Origin of the sequence: Pantoea sp. SOD02, from assembly GCF_024707505.1 — a bacterium.
GTDB lineage: Bacteria > Pseudomonadota > Gammaproteobacteria > Enterobacterales > Enterobacteriaceae > Pantoea > Pantoea symbiotica.
The window spans coordinates 620,985-641,399 of record NZ_CP102604.1 but is presented as its reverse complement, the minus strand read 5'-3'; the positions used below and the strand labels follow the sequence as shown (position 1 = coordinate 641,399).

General features: G+C 53.2%; 22 protein-coding genes and 1 tRNA gene. 14 read left to right on the top strand and 9 right to left on the bottom strand.

Features of this window, described 5'->3' with window-relative positions; genetic code table 11:
- Positions 1-36 precede the first annotated feature (36 nt).
- From fliE to NR302_RS02845, 8 genes are read left to right on the top strand one after another with little or no spacing between them, the layout of a single operon-like run.
- Positions 37-360: a flagellar hook-basal body complex protein FliE gene (gene fliE, locus NR302_RS02880; protein ID WP_258144500.1), complete on the top strand. Its 324-nt coding sequence runs from the start codon at positions 37-39 to the stop codon at positions 358-360.
- 16 nt (positions 361-376) lie between these two features.
- Positions 377-1,231 carry a CheR family methyltransferase gene (locus NR302_RS02875; RefSeq protein WP_258144498.1) on the top strand — a complete coding sequence of 285 codons (855 nt, stop codon included), beginning with the start codon at positions 377-379 and terminating at the stop codon, positions 1,229-1,231.
- On the top strand, positions 1,228-2,274 hold the full coding sequence (locus NR302_RS02870; RefSeq protein WP_258144497.1) for a chemotaxis response regulator protein-glutamate methylesterase: 1,047 nt from the start codon (positions 1,228-1,230) through the stop codon (positions 2,272-2,274). The genes NR302_RS02875 and NR302_RS02870 overlap by 4 nt, the downstream gene beginning before the upstream one ends.
- Positions 2,275-2,302: 28 nt before the next feature.
- Positions 2,303-2,689, top strand: coding sequence for a chemotaxis response regulator CheY (gene cheY / locus NR302_RS02865; RefSeq protein ID WP_258144495.1), 387 nt, complete (start codon positions 2,303-2,305; stop codon positions 2,687-2,689).
- 5 nt (positions 2,690-2,694) lie between these two features.
- Positions 2,695-3,333 (top strand): protein phosphatase CheZ, encoded by a 639-nt coding sequence (gene cheZ / locus NR302_RS02860; protein WP_258144494.1) that lies wholly within the window; start codon positions 2,695-2,697, stop codon positions 3,331-3,333.
- 18 nt (positions 3,334-3,351) lie between these two features.
- Entirely contained in the window at positions 3,352-4,503 is a 1,152-nt protein-coding gene (gene flhB / locus NR302_RS02855; RefSeq protein ID WP_258144493.1) for a flagellar biosynthesis protein FlhB, read from the top strand.
- Positions 4,496-6,589, top strand: a complete 2,094-nt coding sequence (gene flhA, locus NR302_RS02850; RefSeq protein WP_258144492.1) for a flagellar biosynthesis protein FlhA — start codon at positions 4,496-4,498, stop codon at positions 6,587-6,589. The genes flhB and flhA overlap by 8 nt, the downstream gene beginning before the upstream one ends.
- Positions 6,586-6,996 (top strand): flagellar protein FlhE, encoded by a 411-nt coding sequence (locus tag NR302_RS02845; protein WP_258144491.1) that lies wholly within the window; start codon positions 6,586-6,588, stop codon positions 6,994-6,996. Before flhA ends, NR302_RS02845 begins: the two co-directional genes overlap by 4 nt.
- Positions 6,997-7,188: 192 nt before the next feature.
- Here NR302_RS02845 and NR302_RS02840 read toward each other — a convergent pair whose 3' ends face one another.
- The 5 genes from NR302_RS02840 to NR302_RS02820 form a co-directional block, all read right to left on the bottom strand.
- Positions 7,189-7,575, bottom strand: a complete 387-nt coding sequence (locus tag NR302_RS02840; protein ID WP_258144490.1) for a DUF1090 domain-containing protein — start codon at positions 7,573-7,575, stop codon at positions 7,189-7,191.
- A gap of 94 nt (positions 7,576-7,669) precedes the next feature.
- Positions 7,670-8,098, bottom strand: a complete 429-nt coding sequence (locus NR302_RS02835; protein ID WP_154193104.1) for a hypothetical protein — start codon at positions 8,096-8,098, stop codon at positions 7,670-7,672.
- A complete protein-coding gene (locus NR302_RS02830) occupies positions 8,076-8,492 on the bottom strand; it encodes a polymorphic toxin type 44 domain-containing protein (RefSeq protein WP_258144489.1) in 417 nt (138 codons plus the stop codon). Before NR302_RS02830 ends, NR302_RS02835 begins: the two co-directional genes overlap by 23 nt.
- 3 nt (positions 8,493-8,495) lie before the next feature.
- Positions 8,496-8,981 carry an Hcp family type VI secretion system effector gene (locus tag NR302_RS02825; protein ID WP_258144488.1) on the bottom strand — a complete coding sequence of 162 codons (486 nt, stop codon included), beginning with the start codon at positions 8,979-8,981 and terminating at the stop codon, positions 8,496-8,498.
- Positions 8,982-9,346: 365 nt separating this feature from the next.
- Positions 9,347-9,431 (bottom strand) — tRNA-Leu (locus NR302_RS02820).
- A 273-nt stretch (positions 9,432-9,704) separates the two neighbouring features.
- Here NR302_RS02820 and NR302_RS02815 point away from each other — a divergent pair.
- Positions 9,705-10,214 (top strand): DUF2501 domain-containing protein, encoded by a 510-nt coding sequence (locus NR302_RS02815; protein ID WP_179451918.1) that lies wholly within the window; start codon positions 9,705-9,707, stop codon positions 10,212-10,214.
- Between the two features lie 45 nt (positions 10,215-10,259).
- Here the strand turns inward: NR302_RS02815 and NR302_RS02810 are convergent, their stop codons facing one another.
- On the bottom strand, positions 10,260-11,636 hold the full coding sequence (locus tag NR302_RS02810; RefSeq protein ID WP_258144487.1) for a PLP-dependent aminotransferase family protein: 1,377 nt from the start codon (positions 11,634-11,636) through the stop codon (positions 10,260-10,262).
- A gap of 112 nt (positions 11,637-11,748) precedes the next feature.
- Here NR302_RS02810 and NR302_RS02805 point away from each other — a divergent pair, with 112 nt between their 5' ends.
- From NR302_RS02805 to NR302_RS02790, 4 genes are all read left to right on the top strand, one after another.
- Positions 11,749-12,354, top strand: a complete 606-nt coding sequence (locus NR302_RS02805; protein ID WP_258144486.1) for an FMN-dependent NADH-azoreductase — start codon at positions 11,749-11,751, stop codon at positions 12,352-12,354.
- A gap of 17 nt (positions 12,355-12,371) precedes the next feature.
- Positions 12,372-12,851, top strand: coding sequence for a carboxymuconolactone decarboxylase family protein (locus tag NR302_RS02800; protein WP_008104219.1), 480 nt, complete (start codon positions 12,372-12,374; stop codon positions 12,849-12,851).
- 95 nt (positions 12,852-12,946) lie between these two features.
- Positions 12,947-13,582, top strand: a complete 636-nt coding sequence (locus NR302_RS02795; protein WP_008104221.1) for a hypothetical protein — start codon at positions 12,947-12,949, stop codon at positions 13,580-13,582.
- 114 nt (positions 13,583-13,696) lie between these two features.
- Positions 13,697-14,374, top strand: a complete 678-nt coding sequence (locus NR302_RS02790) for a MarC family NAAT transporter (protein ID WP_008104223.1) — start codon at positions 13,697-13,699, stop codon at positions 14,372-14,374.
- Between the two features lie 47 nt (positions 14,375-14,421).
- Here NR302_RS02790 and NR302_RS02785 read toward each other — a convergent pair whose 3' ends face one another.
- From NR302_RS02785 to NR302_RS02775, 3 genes are read right to left on the bottom strand one after another with little or no spacing between them, the layout of a single operon-like run.
- The gene (locus NR302_RS02785) at positions 14,422-15,672 is read right to left on the bottom strand and encodes a cytochrome c (protein ID WP_258144485.1); all 1,251 of its coding nucleotides are present in this window, start codon (positions 15,670-15,672) and stop codon (positions 14,422-14,424) included.
- Between the two features lie 4 nt (positions 15,673-15,676).
- Positions 15,677-17,446, bottom strand: coding sequence for a GMC family oxidoreductase (locus NR302_RS02780; protein WP_008104227.1), 1,770 nt, complete (start codon positions 17,444-17,446; stop codon positions 15,677-15,679).
- Positions 17,447-17,483: 37 nt separating this feature from the next.
- Entirely contained in the window at positions 17,484-18,215 is a 732-nt protein-coding gene (locus NR302_RS02775) for a gluconate 2-dehydrogenase subunit 3 family protein (RefSeq protein ID WP_008104229.1), read from the bottom strand.
- 532 nt (positions 18,216-18,747) lie between these two features.
- Between NR302_RS02775 and NR302_RS02770 the strand changes: the two genes are divergently transcribed.
- A complete protein-coding gene (locus NR302_RS02770) occupies positions 18,748-20,316 on the top strand; it encodes an ABC transporter substrate-binding protein (RefSeq protein ID WP_258144484.1) in 1,569 nt (522 codons plus the stop codon).
- Positions 20,317-20,415: the final 99 nt, after the last annotated feature.

The window sequence follows — 20,415 nt, the reverse complement described above, 5'->3', positions numbered from 1 at the left end:
ATTGCGCATTTCCTTCGTTAATCCAGGAAGTGAATAATGTCAGCTACATTAATGCGCGGCGTGCTCGATCAGATTCAAACCCAGGCGCAGCAAGCCTCTGGGCAATCTCGCGTAAAATCTGGTGCAGCCGAGAATGCGCCATCATTCTCTGATGCGTTACTTAATAGCATTAGCGAAATAAATAAAACCCAACTTGATGCAAAGAATATGACGCAGCAGTGGATGTCCGGTAGCAGTGATATCGGCCTCAATGATGTGATGCTCTCCATGCAGAAATCTTCTATTTCCTTCACCTTTGGCATGCAGGCGCGTAATAAGATGATCAGTGCTTATCAAGAAATAATGAATACTCCGGTATAAGGCCTGATTTCATTCTATGAACGAAATTAACTCCACTTCTGCGCGCTTATTACGGAATACGTTATCTCTTACGGATAACGAATTAGAGCGTTTCGGGAAATTGATCTATCGACGCGCCGGTATTGTGGTAAATGCGCAGAAGCGAGAGATGATTTTCAATCGTCTTTCACGCCGCGTACGCGAATTAGCATTGAGCAGTTTTAGCGAGTACGCCGCGATTCTGGAGTCAAATCCGGAACATCCCGAGTGGCAGACGTTCATCAATGCACTTACCACCAACCTGACGTCATTTTTTCGCGAGTCGTACCATTTTCCAATTCTGGCGGAACATGCACGCCAGCGCGCCGACGGTTATCGCGTGTGGTGCACTGCGGCATCGACGGGCGAAGAACCTTGTTCGATCGCGATCACGCTGGATGAAGCCTTGGGTGCCACCGTTGCCGGCCCGCGCATCTGGGCTTCGGACATTGATACCGAGGTTCTGAGCAAAGCCGAAGCGGGCGTCTACCGTCTCAGCGATCTCAGTGCGCTGACGCTGATGCAGAAGCGCCACTATTTTTTACGTGGATCGGGAGAGAACAGCGAGCGCGTCAAAGTGAAACGGGAATTGCTGGCCAGCATTCATTATCAGCAACTGAATTTGCTTGATGCACGCTGGTCTGTACCCGATCCCTTTGATGCCATTTTTTGTCGCAACGTGATGATTTACTTCGATACGGCCACGCAGCTCAAACTGCTGCAGCGCTTTGCCCGCATGTTAAAGCCAGGCGGTCTGCTGTTCGTTGGCCATTCAGAACACTTCACTTCCCCGAATCTGCCGCTGCGCCTGCGCGGACAGTCGGTGTACGAACTGACGGAGACCTCGCGTTGAACCGGATACGCGTTCTGGCGGTGGATGACTCTGCGCTGATGCGCAATATGCTCAGCGCAGTGATCAATCAGCAACCAGACATGGAAATGGTGGCAACGGCCCCGGATCCGCTGATTGCCCGAGAACTGATAAAAAAGCTCAATCCAGATGTATTGACGCTGGATATTGATATGCCGCGCATGGATGGGCTGGAGTTTCTCTCACGCTTAATGCGACTGCGCCCGATGCCGGTGATCATGATCTCATCTCTGACGCAGCGGGGTTCCAGCGCCACATTGGCTGCACTGGAACATGGCGCGGTGGATTTTTTAGCTAAGCCGGAAAACCACATTGCCAGCGATTTACAACTTTGGGGCGCACAGCTCGCGGAAAAAATCCGTATTGCCGCCAAAGCCAAAATCAACCGCCACGGCAGTGCGCCTGCCACCAAACTGGCGCAGAGCAATATCAAAGCCGACCAGTCGAGCCTGATTGCGATTGGCTCATCGACTGGCGGCACTGAAGCCTTACGCCGTGTGCTGAAACCGATGCCGCTTAACTGTCCTGGGATTGTTATCGCGCAGCACATGCCTGCGGGCTTCACGCGCTCCTTTGCACAGCGTATGGATTCGCTGTGTCAGATTTCAGTACGCGAAGCGCAGGATGGCGATGCGGTGCAAGCCGGCTGTGCGCTGATTGCGCCAGGCGATTTGCATATGTCAGTGGTGCGTCGCGGCAAAGGTTACGAAGTTCAGCTCAGCGATGCCATACCGGTTAATCGCCATCGTCCCTCGGTGGACGTGCTGTTTGCTTCGGTCGCCCAGCAAGCCGGTAAACATGCCAGCGCCGCCATTCTCACCGGCATGGGCAGCGATGGCGCTCGCGGTTTGCTGACGATGCGTCAGGCCGGTGCTTACACCCTCGCGCAAAGTGAAGCCACCTGCGTGGTGTTTGGCATGCCGCGTGAAGCCATTGCATTAGGCGCAGCATGCGACGTGGTGGATCTGGATCATATTAGCCAGCGTTTGCTGGAGAGTTTTAGCAGTAACAAATCAAAAACTTAAGATTAACGACGTATTGGAGACAACTTACATGTCGGATAAAAACCTGCGTTTTCTGGTGGTGGATGACTTTGCCACCATGCGACGCATTGTACGTAACCTGCTACAAGACCTGGGCTACAAGAACATTGAAGAAGCCGAAGATGGTCAGGATGCGCTGAACAAGCTGCGCGCAGCCGAGTTCGATTTCGTGGTCAGTGACTGGAACATGCCGAACATCGATGGCCTCGAACTGCTGAAAACCATTCGTGCAGACAGCGTAATGGCAAAGTTGCCGGTGCTGATGGTGACCGCTGAAGCTAAACGCGAAAACATCATTGCTGCGGCACAAGCCGGCGCTAACGGCTACATCGTCAAACCTTTTACTGCCGCCACGCTGGAAGAGAAGCTCGGCAAAATTTTTGAAAAACTCGGGTGATAACAATGGCTCCAGAATTAAATTTGCAGACGGATAACCCCAAAGATCTGTTTCTGCGTATTGGTCAACTGACGCGCTTACTGCGTGACAGCATGGCAAATCTCGGCCTGGAACAGGCGATCATGGAAGTGGCAGATGCCTTTCCGAATACCCGCGATCGCCTCAACTATGTCGTCGGTAAAACCTCACAAGCCGCCGATCGCGCGCTGACCAGCGTGGAAGTGGCGCGTCCGTTGCAGGATGCAATGAGCGAGAACGCTGGTGCATTAAGCGAACGTTGGGACGCCTGGTTTGCCGATCCGCAACCGCTGGAAGAGGCGCGTGAGCTAGTGAAAGAGACCCGCGCATTTCTGCATCAGGTGCCAGAAATGACCCAGCAAACCAATCGCCAGCTAACCGAAATCATGATGGCGCAGGATTTCCAGGATCTCACTGGTCAGGTGCTGCAAAGCCTGATGGTAGTGATCACCACGGTGGAAACCGAGCTGATTAGCGTATTGGTTGAGAACATGGGTGAACGCGAAGCACGTGCAGTAAACGGCGATGATCATCTGAAGAATGGCCCACAAATCAATGCTACCGCTGAAGGCATTGCCGCTTCTCAGGAACAGGTGGATGACCTGCTGGAGTCCCTCGGCTTCTGATGACGCCCGGCCTACACCATGTCTGAAGAAAGTGATAACGAAAAAACGGAAGACCCCACACCCCAGCGAAAACAGAAAGCGCGGGAAGACGGGCAGGTTCCGCGATCGCGTGAGCTAACCACCCTCGCCATGCTGCTGGTGGGCTGCGGCCTAATGCTGGCAGGCGGCGATTATCTGGTGGGAAATTTGCTGCATTTACTGCACAACGGCCTGACCTTTGATCGCCTGCTGGTGCGCGATCCGCAGCACATGCTGGATCAGGCGGGTTCATTGCTCGGTATCGCTTTCCTGGCGCTGCTGCCGCTGGTAGGTGGTTTGTACATCACCGCCGTCAGCGCACCGCTGATCATTGGTGGCCTGAACCTGAGCGGCAAGGCAATCAAGCTCAACCTGAAAAAGCTTAACCCGATAAGCGGCATCAAACGCCTGGTCTCCGCCCAGATGGTTTCTGAGATGGTGAAAGCCATTCTCAAAGTCTTACTGGCGGGCCTCGGCGGCGGACTGTTTTTGCTGCACAACAAAAGCAAGTTTATCGGGTTGATGTTTGAACCGTTAGGCATGGCGCTAAGTGATATCAGCAGCATCATGATTGGCTGCATGCTGATCATCATCCTGTCGCTGATCCCGATGGTGGCGTTTGATGTGATCTATCAGCTGTGGAGCAACTGGAAAAAGCTACGAATGACCCGTCAGGAAGTGAAGGACGAGTTCAAGAAGCAGGAAGGTGATCCACAACTTAAAGGTCGCATTCGCCAGATTCAGCGCCAGATGGCGCAGCAACGCATGATGACCGATGTGCCCACTGCCGACGTGGTGGTCAACAACCCAACGCACTATTCGGTGGCGCTGAAGTATCAGGAAGGCAGCATGGGCGCACCGATTGTGGTGGCGAAAGGCAGCGGCTTGATTGCCCTGCGCATTCGTGAACTGGCGGCAGAGAGCCGCATCCCAATGCTGGAAGCCCCGCCGCTGGCACGTGCGCTCTATCGCCACTGTGAAGCGGGCGCGCCGGTACCGACTGAACTGTATAACGCCGTGGCTGAAGTTTTAGCCTGGGTTTATGGCCTGCGCCGCTGGCGTAAAGGCTATGGCATTCGCCCGCAGCAACCCAAAGATCTGCCGGTTCCGGCTGCGCTGGATTTTGCACAAGAGAGTGAGAGTGATGGCTAATATCGCCACAAAATTACGTTTACCTGGTATGAAAGAGACGCAGTGGCAAGTGCTGGCGGGTCCGGTATTGATCATGACCATCCTTGCGATGATGATCTTGCCACTGCCGACCTTCGTACTGGATCTGTTTTTTACCTTCAATATTGTTTTGTCGATCATGATTCTGCTGGTGGCGATGTTCACCCAGAAGACGCTGGAGTTTTCCGCATTCCCGACCGTATTGCTGTTTTCGACGCTGTTACGTCTGGCGCTTAACGTTGCTTCGACGCGTGTCATTTTAATGCACGGGCACACTGGCTCAGCGGCGGCAGGCCAGGTGGTTGAAGCTTTCGGGCACTTCCTGGTGGGCGGCAATTTTGCTATCGGCATCATCGTGTTCATTATTCTGATCATCATTAACTTTATGGTGATCACCAAAGGTGCAGGACGTATCGCAGAAGTTGGCGCGCGTTTCACGCTTGACGGCATGCCTGGCAAACAGATGGCGATCGATGCCGATCTCAATGCCGGTTTGATTGGTGAAGAGGAAGCGAAACGTCGTCGTAAAGAAGTGACGCAGGAAGCCGATTTCTACGGATCGATGGACGGTGCCAGTAAATTTGTACGTGGCGATGCGATTGCCGGATTGATGATCATGGCGATCAACGTGATCGGCGGCCTGATTATAGGCGTGATGCAGCACGACATGTCGGTGGGCATGGCGGGTGAAACCTATACCTTGCTGACTATCGGCGACGGTTTGGTGGCACAGATACCTGGCCTGGTGATCTCCACTGCGGCGGGCGTGGTCGTCACCCGCGTGGTCAACGATCAGGACGTTGGCGAGCAGATGATTGGCCAGCTGTTCAGCTCACCGCGTGTGCTGATGCTGGCTGCGGCGGTGATCGGCTTATTGGGTATGATTCCCGGCATGCCGAACTTTGTGTTCTTGCTGTTCACGGCGGTATTGCTGGGAATAGCCTGGTGGATGCGCGGGCGTGAAGCGGAGAATAAAGCCAAAGGTCTGAATACACCTGACACTTCGCTGCCGGAAGCAGAAACCGCGCAGGTCAACGAAGCCACATGGTCTGATGTGCAGATGGAAGATGAGCTTGGTCTGGAAGTTGGCTATCGCTTGATTCCGATGGTCGATCAGGAGCAAAACGGTCAACTGCTGACACGCGTGCGCGGTATTCGCAAAAAATTCGCACAGCAGATGGGCTTCTTGCCACCTGCGGTACATATCCGTGACAACCTCGATTTGCCGCCAACGCGCTACCGTATTTTGTTGAAAGGCGTGGAGATCGGTCACGGCGAGATCCAGCCGGATCGCTGGATGGCGATCAACCCCGGCTGTGCCGAAGGCGATGTGCCCGGCACCGTGTGTACTGAACCCACCTTTGGCCTGCCAGCATTGTGGATTGATGAAGTGCACCGCGAGCTGGCACAGACGCTGGGTTACACGGTGGTCGATCCCAGTTCCGTGGTCGCTACGCACCTGAATCATTTGATTTCTACGCATACCGAGGAGCTGTTTGGCCGCCAGGAAGCGCAACAGCTGCTGGATCAGCTGACCAAACATGCGCCGAAGCTGGTGGAAGATTTGATCCCTGCGGTGATCAGCCTGACCACGCTGCATAAAGTGTTGCAGAATCTGCTGTCCGAACGGGTGCCGATCCGCGATATGCGCACCATCATCGATACGCTGGCGGAGTTCGCCACCAGCAACAGCGATGCCGATGAACTGACCGCGCGTGTGCGTGCTCGCTTGTCTCGCGCCATCACACAGCAGTGGTTCCCTGGCGAAGATGACGTGCAGGTGATTGGTCTTGATCTGTCGCTGGAGCAGTTGCTGGTGCAGGCGACACAAAGCGGTAGCGCCATCGAACCGGGCATCGCTGAGAACCTGATGAAACAGACTGAGCAAGCGTTGATGCATCAAGAAGGTTTGGGTGCGCCGCCTGTGTTGCTGGTGAATCCATCGCTGCGCCTGATGTTGTCGCGCTATTTACGTCGCATCTTCCCGCAAATGGCCGTGCTCTCCAGTCAGGAGATCAACACGCAGCGCAACGTGCGTATGACGTGGGTGATTGGTGGCAAAGCATGATGCGCGGCATGTGGTTTGCCCTGCTGCTGGTTGCACCTCTGGCATCGGCAGCCGACGGCTCGTGGAGCAGCCAAAGCTTTGGCGGCATGATGACGCGCGGCAAACAAGTGCTGCAAAGTCAGCCGGTACAGCCGGCATCATTACCGCCTGCGGGCGCGGTGGCCAAACAACTGGCGTGGAAAATTACGCCGGATGGCCCAACGCCAATGGGTTTTATGATCAAGGTATGTGGCGGCAATCGCTGCCTGCCATTATCGGGATTGCGCGGTGAGATGGTGCTGCCCGCCGGTTTTCCTGCTGCGGGACCGCTGCGCTTCGAATATTACGCATCGGTGCGTGGCGTGTTGTCGCCACCGCTGACGATATTGAGTAATCAGGTGACTCTTGGATTCAGCGTGCAGAAATAAAAAAAACGCGCCGGATGCGCTAATGCTTGTTAGTTAAGAATGAATCGGTCGCCATGAATGGCGACCCTACGGTGATTTGGCGAGGGGTTTGTAGGGTGCGCATTCATGCGCACCTTGATACATATGCAATTTATTGATTAACTTAGCGGCATTACGCCTGAAGCGAGGTTTTTTTATACTTTGCTATTGAGTTTACTTTGCCAGCGCATCCTGCGCTTCTTTCAACTCTTCACGCGCGTCGGCCAGTTTACGCTGCTGCTTCTCAATTTTGTCGCTACGGCCTTTGGCCTGCGCCTCTTGTAAATCCTGCTCACGCTCCTGCACTTTCAACTGCTTCTCGGCCACTTTTTCCTGGCGCGCTTTGAGTAATCCACTGTCCGTGCAATGTTCGCTAGCTTCACGCAACGCTTTTTCCAAACCCGCGATGCGCGCTGGATTGCCATGCTCACGTGCCATCACCAGTTCTTGCTGAATATCCTGTTTTTTGGCGGCACAACCGGTGGCTGGGTTGGCAGCCTGAACCGAAGTCACAGTCAAAGCGGAGAAAAGAATCGAAAGGGAAATCAGGGTGTTTTTCATGGTGAACTCTTGGTTTAAGTTGATGGGCGCTATTATACGAAGAGTTCTTAACAGGATCTTAAGGGCAACAAATCAATACTAACTTTGATAAGAATTAGTATGGTTTTGCCGTGATAACTACGGGAACGGTATAAATTGAATTATTATAATTATAGGCAGGAAGATTATTAAAAGAAAAAATCTTACCTTTGACATTCAGATAAATCACTCCATTTTCAACCTTAATGAGTGCGTTAGCATCAGAAGTAATCAGAAAAGGCGAATAATCATCACTTAAAGCCTTCTTGAAATCCTCAACGGTTTTACTTGAATCGTATAAGTAATAACGATATGAGAAATCTGTCGTAGCGCCTGCACTTGCCTCAGTAATAAAAATATTAGCCTGAGTATTAACCGCTTGCTCACGGACAATTGATTGTTCCAGCGGAGATAGCTTTGATAACGAGTAAATACCAAAAAAAATTACCATTAAAAAAAACATCATTAAAAAATGACGTTTCTTAAAAACCTGAGCGTTTAGCATATTCAATCCCTGCTCTTATCCAATATTGGTCTTCAGGATCGTCGCCAAATGGGCTTGAACCATACCAACTTCCAAATTCTATGTTACTTGTCCCTGCACGACTTTGCGCCCACCCCGCAGCTCTTAGTAATACAGCGTCAGTTATTCCAGCCGCATGCCCAACAGCACCATAATTGAAGTTCCCAAAATTGGCATATTGTTTACCACTGTAATTTTTATAATCCCATGGACCATGTCCTCTAACTTGACTATAGAACCATGCGTAGGTCATGGCTGACGGCCCTTTGTGTAGGCGGGCTAACATCATATTATTGAGAATTGAAACCCCCGGCGGGCTAAACGAGATAATATCAAATGGAGGCTGCGGCGATGCAGCAAGAGTTGGATAGCGCATTGATTATGCTCTCTCATTCCAGCTATCGGAGAACATAATATTACCGTCACAATATTTCCAGGTAATTTTTTCATATGCAAACTCAACACATTCGAGGTGATTGTGTTTCTCTTTTTCAGGGTCTTTCGTGTCGTGCATTATTGGTGACACACCAATGATTTTCACACCTTCAACCAGGATATTAAAATATTCCACTTCCTGTCCGGAATCATTAATGTGATACCACCTAAATTCAGCTGATGTTAAGTTTTGACCAGTTGCTACAGCCTTGTAAAGATACGGTGATGAAGCATCAAATTCTTTTTGAATGATTATTGGTGCATGCTTTCGTGTACCAGTAGGTTTACCTGTTTGAGGATCAGTTGGGAGTCTAACGTTATGAGAAAATCCGGTAACTTCAATACTGCCCTCACGATTTAGCACATCCACGGAGCCACGAATATCAGCCCCGCCATCATCTTTTAGCCAGAGATTTGCTGGAATAGGCATTTCACATCGTCCTTTTTTTGTTCATCCTTTAAGCGAAGATACACAAAGAAACAAATAACATGTAGTTATTTTGTGGTCTTTTGGGAAAATTGTGATTCAAACATTATTATTAAATTTTGTGGGTTGAGAATTGAAATATTTGGAACTGTTCCCAATGAGAAGGAAAACCCTCAGTTTATATTAGGCGTTCACATAAGAGGATTTGTTAATAATACTGCAATAACAAAGCCATCCTTTTCAATTTGAAAGTATGCTTGATGGAGGATGTGTAATGAACTCCATTTTGTGCATTTTTCTACGGAGCTACAGAGGATTTCAGACACAAAAAAAGCCGCTCGTAAGCGACTTAATTTTGCATCAATCGATGGTGCCGAAGGCCGGACTCGAACCGGCACGTATCTCTACGGTTGATTTTGAATCAACTGCGTCTACCGATTTCGCCACTTCGGCACTGAAGAGGATGCGGAAAACGTTGGGGATTATACCGTTACGAGCAGAGTGCGCAACTGGAATCGTTGGGGATGTGTGCTAAGCGTTGAAAAAAACAGCGTTTCGCAGATAACTGCTTGTTATACCGTCAATCACGCAAACCGAAGTTCAAAAACCAAAACCCAGAACGGTCCCAATTTGCCCCAATCCGCCCGCTTAACTGGAACTTTCCGCAGTCAAACCTCTCTTAACCAAAACTGACGCAGTCAGAACATAAAAGACAACGAGGTTGAGATGAAATTACAAGGCATGATTTGGGGATGGGGCATCGCGGCAGCCATGGTTGCGGGAAGCGCATCGGCGGCAAGCTGGCAGGATCAGCTGAGCAGCGCGGCATCGCAGCTGTCGCAGCAGAACAACAGCACCAGCAACACTAGCACCACGCAGAACGGCGGCATGTCGCTCTCATCGCTCACCGGCCTGCTGAACGGCGGCGATAAAGCGGTGAGCTCCAACAGCATGACCAACGCCGCGGGCGTGATGTCGTATTGCGTGCAGCACAACGTGGTGGATAACAATGTGTCATCGGTGAAGGACCAGGTGCTGAGCAAGCTCGGTTTAAGCACGCCAACGGCACAAGCGCAGAAAACTGATTATCAGCAGGGTTTGCAAGGCTTGCTGAACACCGGCAACGGTCAGCAGCTGAATTTGCAGAGTCTGAGCAACTCGCCGATGGGTGAGAAGCTGAAAACCAAAGCCTGCGACGTGGTTCTGAAGCAAGGCAAAAAATATATCGGCATGTAAGGACGCGCCGATATCAAGGCGCGAGCTGTCCCTCGCGCCTTTTCTTTAACCCAATAACGTTCGCGTCTCCTGTACCGTTCTCTGCAACAACTCCCGCGCCTGCTCCACCGATCGAATATTGGTATAGCCAATCACCAGGCCATAGCGTTTCTGCGTCTGCATGTACCAGCCGGAAAGCGGCAAGACGCGCAGCTGATGCCGCTGCCAAATCTCCGCCAGCGCCGCGTCCTGCGTGCCGCGTGGCAGGAAGGCGACAATGTGCATGCCGCCATCGGTCAGTTCAAAACCAAACACATCCGGGAAACACGCCTGTAAGGCATCCAGCATCATGCGGCGTCGCTGCTGATAAAGAGTGCGCATCTTTTTGATGTGGCGATAGAAATGCCCTTCACTCAGGAACTGCGCCAGAATCTTTTGCGGCAGCAGCGACATACCGGTTTCGAGGATTTCTCCCAGCTCGCTAAAGCGCGCGATGGTCTCTTTCGGCATCACCAGATAACCCACGCGCATCGCCGGCATCATGGTTTTGCTGAAGGTGCCGGTGTAAATCACCCGATCGTGCACATCGAGGCTTTTCAGCGCCGGAATCACTTTGCGCGTGTAGTGAAACTCGCCGTCGTAATCATCTTCAATGATCCAGCTATCGTTGTGTTGCGCCCACTCAAGCAGTTGATGCTTACGTGGCAGCGATAAGGTCACCGCCAGCGGGCTGTGATGCGTGGGCGTGACGATGGCGAAACGCGCATCGGCGTGATAGCGCAGCAGATAATCCACATCCATACCTTGCCGATCAACCGGCACGTAATGCAGATTCGGCGCGATACGCTTCAGCAGTTTTTGCCCGAAGAAGTAGCCGGGATCTTCAAACATCACTTTGTCGCTCGGCTGCGCCAGCACCGCCAGAATCAATCGCAGATTGGCGCGATAGCCGCTGGTGATGAAGATCTGTTCCGGCTGGCAGTTGAGCCCACGCGAGATGTTCAGATAGCTGGCGATAGCCTCTCGCAGCGGCTGATAACCCATAATTGGCGGCAAAATCATCTCATCCGCACGCAAGGTTCGCGCCGCTTTACCGGAAATCAGCAGCCATTTTTTATGCGGAAACTCATCCAGCGCCGGAATGCCCAGCCGCAGCTCGCCTTTTGGTTCACGCAGTGAAGCATCACTGGCTGGCGGCGCTGGCAGCGCTGTTTGCTCGGTCGCTGCCGCCAGAATCAGTTCCGGATTAACGCGCGTGCCCTTCGCGCCCTGGCTGACGAAATAGCCTTCGCCGATCAGGATTTCATAGGCGGCTTCCACCGTCTTTCGCGCCACCCGCAACTCACTCGCCAGCGTGCGGATCGCCGGTACGCGGTCACCCGGCTTCAGTTGCCCTGCGAGAATTTGCTGGCGATATCGCGCGTAGATCTCTTTATATCCCACGCCATGTCCTACCTGTTTTCACGGTTTTTGACCCTTTCCACTCAGACATAGAAGTTTAAGATGCACGCATCAACCACGCAATGCATCGCCATCTCGCTTAAGGAACAATTGAATGAAACTGCTGCACATCAAAGTCAGCCCCGATTTGGCGGGTTCGGCATCGCGCATCGCTTCGGCCCATTTAGTGGGGAAGCTGCGGGCGCAGCATGCCGACCTCGAAGAGACGGTGCTGGATTTGGCGCAACATCCGCTGCCGCATCTGGATGCTTTTACGATTGGCGCTTTCTTTACTCAGCCGGATCAGCGCGATGAAGCGCAACGTGCCGCCATCCAGACGTCGGAGCATTTAGTCGATCAGCTGTTTGCCTGCGACATACTGGTGATCTCCTCGCCGATGTGGAACCTCGGTTTGCCGTCGGTGCTGAAAGCCTGGTTCGACCATATCACCCGCGCCGGACGCACCTTCGCCTTCACGCCGGATGGCTGCAAAGTTGGATTAGTGAACGGCAAAAAGGTGTATAGCGTCGTCGCCAGCGGCAGCGTGTTTGCCCACGGTCCGTTTGTGCAGGATGACCAGTTCACGCCTTACATCCGCGTGGCGCTCGAATACATCGGCATCACCGATGTGGCGTTTATCCGCGTTGACGGCACGCACGATCCCGTCAGTCGCGCCACCGCTTTACCGCATGCCCTGCAATCCATTGAACGTCTATTTTGAACAGAGAGGACAACACCATGACTTCACGCGTTAACCATTTCAAAAACATTCCCGCGCTGGTGAAAACCTTAGGCGATGCCACCGCTGCGCTGGGGAAATCGTCACTCGACACCACCATTAAGCATCTGGTCGATCTACGCGCCTCGCAGCTCAACCAGTGTGCGTTCTGCGTCGATATGCATGTGAAAGAGGCCAAACTGCACGGCGAGCGCGAGCTGCGTCTGCATCACGTGGCAATCTGGCGCGAATCCCCGCTGTTCACCGCTAAAGAGAAAGCGGCGCTGGCGCTGACCGAAGCGTTGACGCGTCTGGGCGATCACGGCATCGACGAAGCGCTGTACAACGAGGTGCGCGCGCACTTCTCTGAAGTGGAGACCAGCGAGCTGACGTTCTGCATCGCGGTGATCAACACCTGGAACCGCCTGATGGTGCTGTCGCAGATGACGCCGGGCGCACTGGACAGCGCTTATGGGTTGGATCGTGCTGATTTACGTTAATTTTTACCGCCAGTAGCCGATGCTGCTGGCACCACCATGTTCATCTGCGCTGCCTGAGGCTATAGTGAGTTTTTGCACCACACAGGACAGCGCACATGAAAGGCATCAACATTGCGATTTACTTCGATCCCGACCAGATTCACATCTGCGTTCACCAGCAGGATGACAGCTATCTCAGCCAAACCTTTATTTACGACGACAGCGTAATTGAAGAGATTTATCAGTGGCTGGAGCAGTTCACGCCTAATCGCACCCACATTTGCCTGATTGAGCACGATACCGCCGATATCCTCGCCGATGAGTTGGTGGATAACGGTTATCACGTCCATCAGGTCACTCAGCACGATCTTTTGACCTGGTTCGCCAACGAACCGCCTGCCGAACCCGATGGTTCACCGGTACGCGCGCTGCTGCGTTATCTGGAAAACGAGCAGCCATCCGAATACCAGTCACGCACGCCGCAGATTGAAGCCTTGATGGATCTGCTGGATGAGCTGGACGATCTCGAAGGTGTGGATGAAGTCGAAGATGAAGACAATCTGCCGGATGACGTGCTGCGCCTGATGAAGCAGAAGAAGATCAGCGCGCAAGACGCCGCCCAGCGTTTGCTGCCTGATGTGAATGAGCGCATTCGTGAGCATTTGATCAACTATCCCGAACTGATGACGCCGGAATTGCTGCAGGATTTCTTCCCCGAGTTGATCGAGGCACTGGATACGCCGAAGCATTGATGTTTGGGTAGGTGCGGTGCGTGACACGGTCACCATAAATGGCGACCCTACGGAGGGCATCGCCGTATTTGTAGGGTCGCCATTTATGGCGACCTGGAATTCTGAGGACATTTCATGCTGGAATTGTTTAAAGCCATCGGGCTGGGATTGGTGGTGATTTTGCCGCTCGCCAATCCGCTGACCACCGTGGCGCTGTTTCTCGGCCTGGCCGGTGAGATGAATTTCCAGGAACGTAATCGCCAGGCGATGCAGGCCTCGATCTACGTTTTCCTGATCATGATGGTGGCGTGGTACGCCGGCAGCGCGGTGCTGCACACCTTTGGTATCTCGATTCCCGGCCTGCGCATGGCGGGCGGATTGATTGTAGCGTTTATCGGTTTTCGCATGCTGTTTCCGGCGAAACCGGTGGGGCATTCGGTTGAAGCCGAGCATAAGCAGGATGAGCTGGACGCGACCGATAGCAACCGTGAAAGCGTCAACATCGCGTTTGTACCGCTGGCGATGCCGAGCACCGCTGGGCCGGGCACCATCGCGATGATCATCAGTTCCGCGTCGACGGTTAAATCGGGTGTGGACTTCCCGGCGTGGGTAGTTGCCGTTGCGCCGGTGCTGATATTTCTGGCCGTGTCGGTGATTCTGTGGATTTCTCTGCGCAGTTCCGGCGCCATCATGAAGCTGGTAGGTAAAGGCGGGATCGAAGCGATTTCACGTTTGATGGGCTTTTTGCTGGTGTGTATGGGCGTGCAGTTCGTGATTAACGGCGTGTTAGAAGTGATTCACAATTATCATTGATATCAAGACATTAAAAAAAGGTCGCCATGAATGGCGACCCTACGGTTTTATTTCAACGTTTTACGTACTTCTGCTACCTGATCTTTCGTCACCGCTGGCGCATTGTTGCTCCAGCCCTGACGAATAAAGGTTGCCAGTTTAGCCACTTGATCATCATCCAGACGCTTAGCAAAACCTGGCATCGCCAGCGTTGATGGCGCCTTCTCGGTCGATGGCTGCTGCGCACCGGCCAGAATGGTGTGGATCAAACCGCTTGGATCTTTGGCATTGACGATCGTTGCCTGATCCAGCTCCGGGAATATCCCCGGCGCGCCTTTACCAGTGACAAAGTGGCAAGCGCCGCAGTTGTCGATATACAGACGCTCACCTTCCGACAAACCTTTCGCGGCAGTCAGTTTCGCTTCCGTCGCCTGCTGTTTCTTCACGTCATACGCCTGCAGCGCCGGGTTGCCGCCAAGGAACTTCAGATAGGAGGCAATCGCTTTCAGGTCAGCATCGGTCATGTGCGAGCTCGAGTGCTCAATCACTGACTTCATCTCACCGCCCACCGCCGCTTTATCGTTACGACCGGTTTGCAGGTAATCAACGATCTCCTGCTCGCTCCAGCGCGGCAAGCCACGCAGTGACGGCACATCCCAGTTATTCAGGCTGCCACCAGCAAGGAACTGATCGTCGCCACTATCCAGCGCTTTCTCGTTCATGCCGAGGCCGCGTGGCGTATGGCAGCTGCCGCAGTGACCCAGGCTTTCCACGATGTAAGCCCCGCGATTGACCTCTTCTGACGCGCCACCAATCGGCTGGAATGGCTTGTCAGAGGTGAACGCCCAGTTCCAGAAGCGCATGCCCCAGCGCTGGCTGAACGGGAAGCTCAGATCGGTTTCCGGCGGCTGCTCGCTGCTCGGCTTCACGCCTTTCATGAAGTAGACATACAGCGCGTGCATATCGGCGTCGGAGATTTTGGCGTAATCCGGATACGGCATCGCCGGATAGAGACGCGACCCGTTCGGCAACACGCCTTTGCGCACCGCGTCCGAGAACTGCTGCTCGCTGTAGTTGCCGATGCCGTGCTCTTTGTCTGGCGTGATGTTGGTGGAGTAAATAGTGCCAAGATTCGACTCAATCGCCAAACCACCAGCGTAATCCCCTTTACCAGAAACCGTATGGCACGCCATACAGTCGCCGAGACGCGACAGGTATTCACCCTGCTTGATCAATTGAGCTTCATCTTCCGCGTGTGCCTGCACTGCAAAGCTGCCCACCAGCACGGCGTTGGCGATTAACAATGATTTTAATTTCATGCGCTTATGCCTGTACCAGTGGACCGGGATTTTTCAGATAATGTTCTTTAATCGCTTGTGCCGCCATCAAGGTGATCGCGCCGATGGTATCGGTCGGGTTCGCCTGGAAGTTTTGCGGGAAGGCGTTGCCACCAGGCACAAACACGTTATGAACATCCCAGCTCTGCAGGTACTTGTTCAGTGCAGAGGTTTTCGGGTTATCGCCCATCACCGCGCCGCCCACGTTGTGGGTCGAAACGTATTTGGTGAGGTCAAAGTCCGCGCCCATCGGCAGGAAGCTCATGCTCATGCTGTCTGGGTTCAGCTCTTTAGCGATGTTGCCGACGATGCCTTTCAGATGCTGTTGCAGCTTCAGTTCGTTCTCTTTCCAGTTGAACGTCATACGCAGCAACGGCTGACCGCGATGGTCGGTGTAGTTTGGATCCAGATCCAGATAGATATCGCGATACGACTGGCACGTGGTGGTGATGCTGATCTTCATGGAATGGTTGTACCACTCCTCCAGACCTTCCTTGTAACCCATGCCCCAGCTCGGTGTGCCTTTCGGCAACGCAGCTGCCATTGGCGTACCGGTGGCCTGAGAACTGTGGATCTTGGCGCCGCCCAGGAAGCCGAGGCCTGGACCGTCGAAGTTGCCTGGTGAGATGTCGTTGAACATCTGGCCGGTGGCGCCTGCGGTGGCGTAAGAGTTGAAGTTTTTGTCTTTGAAGAACAGAGTTGCGCCGCCGTTCGACAGGAACGCGTAGTTACGCCCCACCACACCTTCTTCGGTGATTGGGTTATACGGCTTGCCGATACCGGAAAGCAGCATCAGGCGCACGTTGTAGAGCTGGAAGCTGGAGAGCACCACGATCTTCGCCGGCTGGAATACTTCGTTGCCGTCCACATCGTAATAAATCACGCCCTTAGCAGTTTTCTGGTCGTCGTGCAGTACCACTTTCACCACTTCGGCGTGCACTTCGTAAGAGAAGTTTGGCATGCGCTTCAGCGCATCCATCACCGCAGTTTGTGGTGATGCTTTTGAGTAGTTGAGGCACGGATATTTCGAGCAGTAGCCACAGTAGTTGCACGGCGCGATCTGGTTGCCATACGGGTTTTTCCACGCGCGCGATACGCAGGCAGAAGGGTTCGGGAACGGATGATAACCCAGCTTGGTGGCCGCCTCTTTGAACATCACGTTGTTCAGCGTGTCTTCCAGCGCAGGCAACGGATAAGGTTCAGAGCGTGGGCCTTCAAACGGATCGCCGCCCGGCAGAATCTGACCGCGCAGGTTGCCGGTGTTACCGGATTGACCGCAGATCAGCTCAAACTTGTAGTAATACGGCTCGATCTCTTCCCAGGTGAACGGGAAGTCCATCACGCGCATATCTTCCTGCAGGATGCCTGGCTTGTAGGCCTCATCGACGTAGGTTTTCAGCTTGATATCGGTTGGGGTGGGACGAATCAGCACCGCCGTCCAGTGCATGCCCGCGCCGCCTACGCCGGTACCCGGCGCAAACGCGCCCCATTTACGGGTGGGCAACGCCGTCTGGCTGCTGTTGTAACGCACGGTGACCGCCACTTCTTTCGGGGTGGCGAACACTTTGTTACGCACGTTGTAGGCGTATTCATCGGCCGGTTTCGGATAGGCGAAATCCGGGTAATCACGCTCGCCGCCGCGCTCTAATGCGCGCACTTCGAGTCCCGCCATCGCCAGTTCGATACTCATCAACGAGCCGGCCCAGCCGAGGCCGCAAACGACGACGTCGACTTCTTTCTTTGTAATCTGTGCCATGTTAATCCTGTCTCACATACCAAAAACGGAGGTGTGCTTACGCGCTTTCACCCAAGAGGCTGACCGGTCCCAGCGGGTACGGCACGTTGTGCTGCTTCACCCATTCGGTAAAGCTGGCGCGTGCGCCCGGGAAGCCGATGGCAATCCAGGCTTTCATGCCTTTGTTGCCGCCGTACATCGGGTCAGCGAGGTAGCCGTGTTTGGTATCTGCAAGCAGTTGGCCGAAGAACTGCGAGGCTTTCAGGTTCTCTTCGCCCAGCGCGGCGAAGTCGATACCGTCGTTTTTGTTCACTTTGGTGAGGACGGCATCTTTCTCTTCCAGTGACAGCTCATGGAACGGTTTCTGGAAGTTGCTTTGCGTCCATTGATTCACCAGCTTGATACCGGTTTGGTACATCTGCTGTGGCGTGAACGGAATTTGATAACCCATGGTGGCAGGCGCATGCACGTTGAAAGGACCTTGCATGTAGATCTCTGCCCCGAACTCCGGGCTGTGCAACTGCTGATCGATAAAGATCGGTACGTTGGTTTCCAGTGCACCTGGCGCTTTACCTTTGCCGCCGGCGGGGATCAGACGATCGGCTGCGGCCAGAATAAATTGCCACTCATCGGCACTGAAAAAGATCGGTTTATAGTCGGCGAGCTCAGGTGCTGCCATTTCCGCAGCTTGCGCCGCAGTCAATCCCTTAAATACCAGGTCACTTAATGGCAAAGCCAGAAGAGACCCAAGTAAAAACTTACGTCTGGTGGTCGGTTTATTTAGAAGCATGGCGCGACGACTCTCACTTGCTAAGAAAGATAATTATTTTTGTTAATAGCTTTATAAATCGGTAAATAACCTGGCAATCTTAGGGATATAGGTATTTCTGAATGTAAAAATTCAATTAAGGATGTGTTTTGATGAAATTCAATCATCATGTTGAATTTAGGTTAAGGCTTGGTAAAAGGCTTTCGAGGCGAAAAACACGGTTTTAACCGTACATTTGATGGGATATTGGCACTAATTAGTGGGCATTTGACCAGGTATTATCGCGCAAAGAAATAATCGCAGAAATGAATCAATGAAAAAAAATCATACTTCCATACCAGAGAATTATTCTCATTTATAACATCTTATTTACTTTATTGACCAGCAGATGAACGATCTATTTCGTGGAAATGACAAGTCGCGCACAAAATAAACGTAATAATACCTCAAGGTAATCAATTGTTATTTTCCGGCACAGCTCAGAACAAACCGGCATTTTGCCAACGCGACGGCAGATATAGAGTGAATTTATCTATCACTCAGGACAATAATAATGCGCTCACTGATTTTGCTCGTCGCTTTATGGGGCAGCAGCTTTGCACTGCACGCCGCCACACCGAAAGATACCCTTGTCGTCGCCGTCCCGCTCGACGGCATTATTAGCTTCGATCCCGCTGAAAGCTTCGAAACCGTCAGTAACAGCGTGCAGCGCAACATCTACCAAACGTTAGTGGAGGCGGATCGTAATGACCCACAAAAACTGGCACCGCTGCTGGCCACCAACTGGCAACAAGGCAGCACGCCGCACAGCTTAGTGTTCAACATCCAACCCGATGCACACTTCTCCAGCGGCAATCCGGTGACGGCGCAGGATGTGATCTTCTCACTGACGCGCGCGGTGCAACTGAACAAAGCGCCCTCTTTCATCCTCGCTGAATTTGGCTGGACCAGGGAAAACATCGCCAGCCAGTTCAAAGTGCTGAATGACCATCAGCTGGAGATTCAGTGGCCGGCGCAGATTGGTCAAAACCTGGCGCTACGTCTGCTGACCGCGCCGGTTGCCTCGGTGGTAGATAGCAAAACCGTGCAGCAACACGTCGCCAATAACGATCTCGGCAACGGCTGGCTGCATACTAACTCCGCCGGCAGCGGCGCCTTTACCATTCAGCAATATGTACCGCAGCAAGCGCTGGTGTTGAGCGCTAACCAACAAGCTAATCCGCAGCCGAAGCTGAAACGCATTTTGCTGAAAGGCGTGGCGGATGCCGGTGCGCGTCGTTTGCTGATTCAGCAAGGCGATGTCGATGTGGCGTACCAGCTTGGCCCGGACCAGATTGATGCGCTTAAGAGCGACAAAAACCTGCGCATTGAAGCCTTCCCATCCAGCCTGGTTTACTACCTCGGTTTCAATACCAAAGACAAAGCGCAACCGGCATTAGGCAATCCGGCGCTGTGGCAAGCCGCGCGCTGGCTGGTGGATTACAATTCCATCTCGAAGGATTTGCTGAAAGGTCAGTACCGCATTCATCAGAGCTTCCTGCCACAAGGTTTTGACGGCGCGCTGGACGATCAGCCGTTCCACTACGATGTGGCGAAAGCCAAAGAGATTTTAGCCAAAGGCGGCATCAAGCCGGGTACCAGGTTTGCGCTGACGGTGATCAATCAGCCGCCTTACATTGACGTGGCACAGGCGCTGCAGGCCAGCTTCGCCAAAGCCGATGTGCAGATTGAGTTGCAGCCGGTGGCGGAATCCGAGCTGTGGAGCAAAATGCGCGGTCGCGATTTCCAGTCGATCTTCATCTATTGGGGCGCGGACTATGTCGATCCGAACACCAACGCCAGCGCCTTTGCGTATAACGTGCCGGGCGGTTCCAAAACCCTGGCGTGGCGCGTCGGCTGGGATATTCCGGATCTGAGTGCGAAAACCCGTGCTGCAGCCGGTGAAAGCGATGCCGTTAAGCGCCGTGCGCTCTATACCGATTTGCAGAAAACCGTGCAGCAGAACTCACCGTTCGTGGTGACGCTGCAGGGCGCACAGCAGGTGGCGGTGCGGAATAACGTGAATCATGTGCAGCAAGGGATCGGCGTGAGTTTGCTGTTTTTTGATACGGTGCAGAAGTAATCTCATTTCAGCGTTATTGTTCGGTGCGCATAAATGCGCACCCTACAAAACCGTAGGGTCGCCATTCATGGCGACCGTTATGAACCTCGACTGACAAAC

Excerpts from the sequence above, each read along its gene's own strand:
- fliE (WP_258144500.1), top strand. The coding sequence starts at position 37 with ATGTCAGCTACATTAATGCGCGGCGTGCTCGATCAGATTCAAACCCAG.
- NR302_RS02875 (WP_258144498.1), top strand. The coding sequence starts at position 377 with ATGAACGAAATTAACTCCACTTCTGCGCGCTTATTACGGAATACGTTA.
- cheY (WP_258144495.1), top strand. The coding sequence starts at position 2,303 with ATGTCGGATAAAAACCTGCGTTTTCTGGTGGTGGATGACTTTGCCACC.
- cheZ (WP_258144494.1), top strand. The coding sequence starts at position 2,695 with ATGGCTCCAGAATTAAATTTGCAGACGGATAACCCCAAAGATCTGTTT.
- flhB (WP_258144493.1), top strand. The coding sequence starts at position 3,352 with ATGTCTGAAGAAAGTGATAACGAAAAAACGGAAGACCCCACACCCCAG.
- flhA (WP_258144492.1), top strand. The coding sequence starts at position 4,496 with ATGGCTAATATCGCCACAAAATTACGTTTACCTGGTATGAAAGAGACG.
- NR302_RS02845 (WP_258144491.1), top strand. The coding sequence starts at position 6,586 with ATGATGCGCGGCATGTGGTTTGCCCTGCTGCTGGTTGCACCTCTGGCA.
- NR302_RS02840 (WP_258144490.1), bottom strand. The coding sequence starts at position 7,575 with ATGAAAAACACCCTGATTTCCCTTTCGATTCTTTTCTCCGCTTTGACT.
- NR302_RS02835 (WP_154193104.1), bottom strand. The coding sequence starts at position 8,098 with ATGCTAAACGCTCAGGTTTTTAAGAAACGTCATTTTTTAATGATGTTT.
- NR302_RS02830 (WP_258144489.1), bottom strand. The coding sequence starts at position 8,492 with ATGCGCTATCCAACTCTTGCTGCATCGCCGCAGCCTCCATTTGATATT.
- NR302_RS02825 (WP_258144488.1), bottom strand. The coding sequence starts at position 8,981 with ATGCCTATTCCAGCAAATCTCTGGCTAAAAGATGATGGCGGGGCTGAT.
- NR302_RS02815 (WP_179451918.1), top strand. The coding sequence starts at position 9,705 with ATGAAATTACAAGGCATGATTTGGGGATGGGGCATCGCGGCAGCCATG.
- NR302_RS02805 (WP_258144486.1), top strand. The coding sequence starts at position 11,749 with ATGAAACTGCTGCACATCAAAGTCAGCCCCGATTTGGCGGGTTCGGCA.
- NR302_RS02800 (WP_008104219.1), top strand. The coding sequence starts at position 12,372 with ATGACTTCACGCGTTAACCATTTCAAAAACATTCCCGCGCTGGTGAAA.
- NR302_RS02795 (WP_008104221.1), top strand. The coding sequence starts at position 12,947 with ATGAAAGGCATCAACATTGCGATTTACTTCGATCCCGACCAGATTCAC.
- NR302_RS02790 (WP_008104223.1), top strand. The coding sequence starts at position 13,697 with ATGCTGGAATTGTTTAAAGCCATCGGGCTGGGATTGGTGGTGATTTTG.
- NR302_RS02785 (WP_258144485.1), bottom strand. The coding sequence starts at position 15,672 with ATGAAATTAAAATCATTGTTAATCGCCAACGCCGTGCTGGTGGGCAGC.
- NR302_RS02780 (WP_008104227.1), bottom strand. The coding sequence starts at position 17,446 with ATGGCACAGATTACAAAGAAAGAAGTCGACGTCGTCGTTTGCGGCCTC.
- NR302_RS02775 (WP_008104229.1), bottom strand. The coding sequence starts at position 18,215 with ATGCTTCTAAATAAACCGACCACCAGACGTAAGTTTTTACTTGGGTCT.
- NR302_RS02770 (WP_258144484.1), top strand. The coding sequence starts at position 18,748 with ATGCGCTCACTGATTTTGCTCGTCGCTTTATGGGGCAGCAGCTTTGCA.